Source organism: Streptomyces sp. MZ04, from assembly GCF_004684775.1.
Lineage (GTDB): Bacteria > Actinomycetota > Actinomycetes > Streptomycetales > Streptomycetaceae > Streptomyces.
Map to the genome: position 1 here is coordinate 1 of NZ_SRIC01000383.1, position 6,394 is coordinate 6,394.

At 72.3% G+C, this 6,394-nt stretch carries 6 protein-coding genes; 5 read left to right on the top strand and 1 reads right to left on the bottom strand.

The window, feature by feature from the left end:
- Nucleotides 1-162: 162 nt before the first annotated feature.
- On the top strand, nucleotides 163-2,328 hold the full coding sequence (locus E2651_RS39890; RefSeq protein WP_135336169.1) for a hypothetical protein: 2,166 nt from the start codon (nucleotides 163-165) through the stop codon (nucleotides 2,326-2,328).
- Nucleotides 2,329-2,442: 114 nt separating this feature from the next.
- Entirely contained in the window at nucleotides 2,443-3,264 is an 822-nt protein-coding gene (locus E2651_RS39895) for an inositol monophosphatase family protein (protein ID WP_135336170.1), read from the top strand.
- Here the strand turns inward: E2651_RS39895 and E2651_RS39900 are convergent.
- The gene (locus E2651_RS39900; protein WP_135336171.1) at nucleotides 3,200-3,631 is read right to left on the bottom strand and encodes a hypothetical protein; all 432 of its coding nucleotides are present in this window, start codon (nucleotides 3,629-3,631) and stop codon (nucleotides 3,200-3,202) included. The genes E2651_RS39895 and E2651_RS39900 overlap by 65 nt on opposite strands.
- A 98-nt stretch (nucleotides 3,632-3,729) precedes the next feature.
- Here E2651_RS39900 and E2651_RS39905 point away from each other — a divergent pair, with 98 nt between their 5' ends.
- The 3 genes from E2651_RS39905 to E2651_RS39915 form a co-directional block, all read left to right on the top strand.
- Nucleotides 3,730-5,139 carry an NAD(P)/FAD-dependent oxidoreductase gene (locus E2651_RS39905; protein ID WP_135336173.1) on the top strand — a complete coding sequence of 470 codons (1,410 nt, stop codon included), beginning with the start codon at nucleotides 3,730-3,732 and terminating at the stop codon, nucleotides 5,137-5,139.
- Nucleotides 5,136-5,657, top strand: coding sequence for an O-acetyl-ADP-ribose deacetylase (locus E2651_RS39910; protein WP_135336172.1), 522 nt, complete (start codon nucleotides 5,136-5,138; stop codon nucleotides 5,655-5,657). Before E2651_RS39905 ends, E2651_RS39910 begins: the two co-directional genes overlap by 4 nt.
- Nucleotides 5,658-5,819: 162 nt before the next feature.
- A partial coding sequence (locus E2651_RS39915) for an Ada metal-binding domain-containing protein (RefSeq protein ID WP_135336174.1) occupies nucleotides 5,820-6,394 on the top strand: 575 nt, incomplete at its 3' end.

Below are 6,394 nucleotides of genomic sequence, written 5' to 3' on the forward strand. Positions count from 1 at the left end.
GAGGGAGGGGTGCATGGGGCGGGCCCTTTCGGGAAGGGTGGCTGCTGAAGGCCTCTGGCGCCATTACGCCGCGTAATGCACCTTATGTCGGTTATATGGGTGGGGCATTTCCCCTCGGCGTACCGAGTCGCCGCGCCCGCTCGCGGGACTCAACCTGAGGTCATGGAACAGCGCGCGATCCGCCTGCGGCGTCGGCTCCGGCCCGTCGCCTGGATCGTGGCGGTGCTGTGCGTGGCCGTCCTGGCCGCGACGGCCACGGCGCGCAGCACGCTCCTCAGCCCCGGGTTCCATCAGCGCGTCCTCGACGAGCAGCACGCCTACGACCGCCTGTACAACGAAGTCCTCGTCGATCCGGGGACCCTCCCGGTCACCCGCGACCTGCTGGCGCGGCTTCCCGTCCCGGAGGCCGCGGTGACCTCCAACCTGAAGATCGTGCTGCCCCCGGAGACCCTGCGCACCATGGCCGACCGGCAGATCGCGGAGGTGACCGGATATCTGCGGGGCGAGCACGACACGCTGCGTCTCACCGTGGACCTGCGGCCGCTGCTCACCAATGTCGGCAACCTGGCCCAGACGTACTTCGGTGATCTCGTCGCCTCCGTGCAGCGGCAGCCCGAACCCGACTTCCCCGCCTTCCTCGCGGATCTCGGCAAATCCGCGAACGCCGTGGCCGAAGGGGTGCCGCCGGCCGGTCTGCCCACCCTGGAGCTGTCCAGGGACCAGGCCGTCGCGGCCACGCGTGCGCTCCTCCAGGTGGTGCCCGATGACCGCCGCGACGAGCTCCGCCCCGAGGTCGAGGTGGCGCTGGACAGCGGGGACGTCGCCTCCGCACTCGCCGCCGTCGGGCCCGAGGCGGTGTCGGACCGCACCCGCCGGGCCACCGAGCAGCTGCGCGGGACCGTCGGCGGCGACACCTGGGACATCACCGCCGACCTCGACACGTCGAGCGACGCGCTCGCCCCGCTGCACCGGGCGCGCTCCGTCACACACCTCGCCCAGGGCGTGGTCGAGCCGCTCGCCGCCCTGCTCGGCGTCGCGGCCCTCGCGTTCCTGTGGGTCTCCGGGCCCGCGGCCCCCGCCCGTCGCCTGATGGGCCTCGGCTGGGCGCTCGCCGCGGGCGGAACCCTCACGGGGCTGTGCGTGGTGGCCGCCCGCATGGCCACGGACGACGGGGTGATCAGCACGCCCGCGTCCTGGCCGGGATCCGTGTCCCGGCTCGTCGACGACCTGGGGAGCGCGGCCGTGGACGGTGTGCTCACCACCGCGACCGTCGCCGCGTACATCCTGCTCGCCGCGGGAGCGCTGCTCGTCGCCGTCGGCTGGGCCTGGACGACGGGACCCGCTCTGACGGTCAGGCCCCGCCGCGCGCAGATGCTCGCCGTCGGCGTCGCGGGTGCCGCGCTCGGGGGTGTCGTCCTCGCACCCGTGGCGGCAGGACGTGCCGAACCGCGGGTCTGCCAGGGCAGCTCCCGGCTCTGCGACCGCGGCTACGACGAGATCGCCCAGCTCACCTCGCACAACGCGATGTCCACCACGGCCGACCAGTTCATCGGGCCCCTGCAGGATCCCCACATCACCGCTCAACTCAACGACGGCGTACGGGCCCTACAGATCGACACCTACACCTGGGAGCGCCCGGAGCAGATCGCCGAGCGGCTCGAGGGGTCGGAGTTCTCGCCCCGGCTGCAGGGGCAGATCCTGGCCGCCATCAACAAGTTCAACCCGCCGCGCGACGGCCTGTGGCTCTGCCACTCGGTGTGCCGGGCGGGCGCCATCGGCCTCGTGCCCACGCTGCGCGAGGTCGGCGACTGGCTGCGCGCCCACCCCACCGACGTCGTCACGCTGATCGTGCAGGACGCCGTGGGCGCGGAGGCCACCGCGGCCGTGTTCGAGGAGGCCGGGCTCACGGACCTGCTCTTCGCGCCGGACCCGGACCCTTCGCACCCGTGGCCCGACCTTGGCGAGATGATCGACAGCGGCAAGCGCCTGGTCGTGTTCGCCGAGCGCGCCGACGGGCCCGCGTCCTGGTACCGCAACTTCTACCGGTACGGCATGGAGACCCCGTACGCGTTCCGCACCCCCGCGGACATGACCTGCGTCCCGCACCGGGGCGGCACGGACAAGCGGCTCTTCCTGCTCAACCACTTCATCACCATCGACGGCGGCAGCCGCCTTGACGCGGGTACGGTCAACACCCGCGCGGCGGTCCTCGACCGCGTACACGCCTGTGAGCGGGAGCGCGGAAGCCCGGTGAACTTCGTCGCCGTCGACTACCTCACGATCGGCGATGCGCGGGGCGCGGTGGACGCGCTGAACGCGGAGCGCTGAGGTGGGTCGGCGGCCGCGGGACCGGCGCCCGGGGTTGCGTGGAATTCACGTGGAGGCCACCGCGCGTACACCCGCTCCGTACGCGTTGTCAGCGCGGCATGCTCTCATGGAGGCATGATCGAAGACTTTCTGGAAAGCGGAGTACCCGCAGTAGAAGAGGCCCTCCGCAAGGCTGCCGCAACCGAGGTCATGCCGAGGTTCCGGCAGCTCACAGCGGAAGACGTCGTGCAGAAGAGCGGGCCGCACGACCTGGTGACGGTGGCCGACCGCCTCGCCGAGGAGCAGCTGACCGCCGCGCTCACGGAGCTGCTGCCCGGCTCCGTGGTCGTAGGAGAAGAAGCCGTGCACGCCGACCCCTCGCGGTACGAGGCGATACGGGGCGACGCGCCGGTGTGGATCGTGGACCCCGTCGACGGCACCCGGCAGTTCGTCCACGGCGACCCCGGCTTCTGCATGCTCATCGCGCTCGCTTGGCGGGGAGAGGTCCACGCCTCGTGGACGTACGCCCCGGCGCTGGACGAGATGGCCGTCGCGGTGCGCGGCAAGGGCGCCTGGCTGGACGGGCGGCGCCTGGTGGCCGGCACGCCGGGCGAGGTCATCGAAGTGGCCACCTCGCACCCGGACTACACCACCGACGACCAGAAGCGTGCGCTCGCCGGCCTGCGGGCGGACGGCGTCGCGCCGCGGCCCTGCGGATCGGCCGGTCTCGAGTATCTGGCCATAGCCAAGGGCGAGTTGGACGCGATCGCCTTCTCCTGGGAGCTCGCCTGGGACCACGCGGCGGGACTGCTGCTTGTGGCGGAGGCCGGCGGCGGCGACCGGACCGTGGCCGGGCAGCCCTTCCGGATAGCGGGAGGCAACGCCCTGCCGTTCACGGCCGCCCGGGACGCGGCCACGGTCGACCGGGTGGTGGCGTTGCTGTCGGCCGGAGCCTGATCTGCGGGGCGCCACCCGACTCGAAGTGGAAGTGGACGGTGGTGACCTCGAATTCGGTGACGGTGAGCGGGCCGCCCGGACTCGGCGGTGAGGTGTTGCGGCCGTGGCGTGCGCGCTGTACGCCGTACCGCGCTGTGTAGAGCCCCGCGCCCAGCGTTCCGAACGCGTCGCGGGTCCGGGCGAGTTCATCGCGCGAGGCGGCGACGGAGGCCGTGCCGTCCGGCTCGGCGAAGGAGGCCTGGCGTACGACGATGGAATCGTCCCGCGTCTCGAACCGCGTCCCGAACTCCGTCTCGAACCCTGTCCCGAACTCCGTCTCGAACCAGTCGGTGGAGTCGCTGTCGGCACGGCGGAACCATCGCGTCACCCGGCAGAGGCTACCCGCGCCCACGGCGCTGTCGGTGGCCAGGCCTATCCTGGGCGGCAGTGGCCATCGGCTGACAAAGGAGTCCGAAGGTGCCGTCGATGCTTGATGCCGTCGTCGTGGGGGCGGGACCGAACGGTCTGACCGCTGCCGTCGAGCTGGCCCGCCGCGGCTTCTCGGTGGCCGTGTTCGAAGCCAAGGGCACCGTGGGCGGCGGTGCGCGGACCGAGGAGCTGACCCTTCCCGGGTTCCGGCACGACCCCTGTTCCGCCGCGCACCCGCTGGGCATCAACTCGCCGGTGTTCAGGACCATGCCGCTCGATCGGTACGGACTCGAGTGGCTGCAGCCCGAGCTGCCGATGGCGCATCCCTTTCCGGACGGCAGCGCCGCCGTGCTCTCCCGCTCCGTCGCCGAGACGGCCGCCTCCTTCGGGCCGCGCGACGCGGGGACGTACCGGCGACTCGTCGAGCCCTTCGTCAGCAAGTGGGACACCGTCCTGCGGGACTTCATGTCGCTGCCGACGACGGCCCTGCCGCGTGACCCGGTGACCCTCGCGCGCCTCGGACTCGTCGGCCTTCCGCCCGCCACCTGGCTGATGCGGCGCTTCCGCGACGACCGGGCCCGCGCCCTGTTCGCCGGGCTCGTCGCCCATGTCATCGCGCCGCTCGGCGGGCTCGCCACCAGCGGTGTCGGCATGGTCTTCGCGCTGGCCGCGCACGCCCGTGGCTGGCCGGTCGCGCGCGGCGGCTCGCAGTCGATCTCCGACGCGCTCGCCGCGTATCTGAAGGACCTCGGCGGCGCGGTGCACACCGACTACGAGGTGAAGCGCCTCGACGACCTGCCGCCCGCCCGTGCGTACGTATTCGACACCTCGCCCACGGCGCTCGCGCGGATCGCGGGCCTGGGGCGGAGTTACGGGAACTACCGCTACGGCGCGAGCGCCTTCAAGATCGATTACGCCCTTGACGGTCCCGTCCCGTGGACGGCGAAGGAGGCGCGCACCGCGGGCACCGTGCAGGTCGGGCCGGGCAGCGCGGACATCGGTGCGGCCCTGCGTGCCGTGTCGCGCGAGAACCGCGCGCCCGACCCGCCGTTCCTCATCACCGTGCAGCCCGGTGTCGTCGATGCGTCGCGCGCGCCGGCGGGCAAGCAGGTCTTCTGGGCGTACGGCCATGTCCCGAACGGCTGGAGCGGTGATCTCACCGACGCGATCGAGCGGCAGCTCGAGCGGTTCGCCCCCGGCTTCCGGGACCGCGTCCTCGCGCGCGCCACCGCCGGGCCCGCGGAGCTGGCCGCGCGCAACGCCAACTATGTGGGCGGTGACATCGCCTGCGGCGCGGCGAGCGGGCTCCAGCTGCTTCTCCGGCCCAAGCTGTCCCTCTTCCCGTACAACACCGCGCATCCCGCGGTCTTCATCTGCTCGTCCGCGACGCCGCCGGGGCCCGGTGTGCACGGCATGTCGGGGCACAACGCCGCCAAGGCGGTATGGAGGAGGCTCCGCTCCGCATGACGGCCATCACGCTCGTCCAGGGCGACATCACCCGGCAGACCGCCGACGCGATCGTCAACGCCGCGAACTCGTCCCTGCTGGGGGGTGGCGGCGTGGACGGCGCGATCCACCGGAACGGCGGGCCGCAGATCCTCGAGGCGTGCCGGCGGCTGCGGGCGTCGCACTACGGCAAGGGGCTGCCGACCGGCCAGGCCGTGGCGACGACCGCCGGACGGCTCGACGCGCAGTACGTCATCCACACGGTCGGGCCGGTGTGGTCCGCCACGGAGGACCGCTCCGACCTGCTCGAGTCCTGCTACCGCGAGTCGCTCCGCGTGGCCGCGGAGGTGGGCGCCAGGACGGTCGCCTTCCCCGCGATCTCCACCGGCGTCTACCGATGGCCCCTGGACGACGGCGCCCGCATCGCCGTCCGCACGGTGCGGAAGCATGCGGTGCCGTCAGCTTTTGATGAGATCCGCTTCGTCCTTTTCGACGCGAGGGCCTACGAGGCGTTTACGTCTGCGCTGGCGGAGGGGTAGGGATTACCGCCCCGCCCCGCGCCGCCAAGGTCCATGTCGGATTTTCGCCAGCCATCCGTGTCCGGCATGCACGATCCTTGAGCCATGCCCACCGTCACGGCAACCTCCACCGCCCAGGCCGGCGCCAGCGCTGGCACCGGCACCGGCACCGGCACCGGCGTCATGCACCACGACGCCGACCGCTGCGTACGTGCCGTTCAGTCGAAGGACGCCCGGTTCGACGGGTGGTTCTTCACCGCCGTTCTCACCACCCGGATCTACTGCCGCCCCAGCTGCCCCGTAGTCCCCCCGAAGCCCGAGAACATGAGCTTCTACCCGAGCGCGGCAGCCTGCCAGCAGGCGGGATTCCGGGCCTGCAAGCGGTGCCGCCCCGACAGCAGCCCCGGCTCCCCGGAGTGGAACCAGCGCGCCGACCTGGTGGCCCGCGCGATGCGCCTCATCGGGGATGGAGTGGTCGACCGCGAAGGCGTCCCCGGCCTGGCAGGACGCCTCGGCTACAGCACCCGCCAGGTCGAGCGACAGCTCCTCGCGGAGCTCGGCGCGGGACCGCTCGCCCTGGCCCGCGCCCAGCGCGCGCAGACCGCGCGGCTGCTCATCGAGACGACCACGCTGCCCATGGCGGAGATCGCCTTCGCCGCGGGCTTCTCCTCGATCCGTACGTTCAACGACACGGTACGAGAGGTCTTCGCCCTGGCCCTGTCTCTGATACACATCTCCGAGCCCACGAGACGCTCATG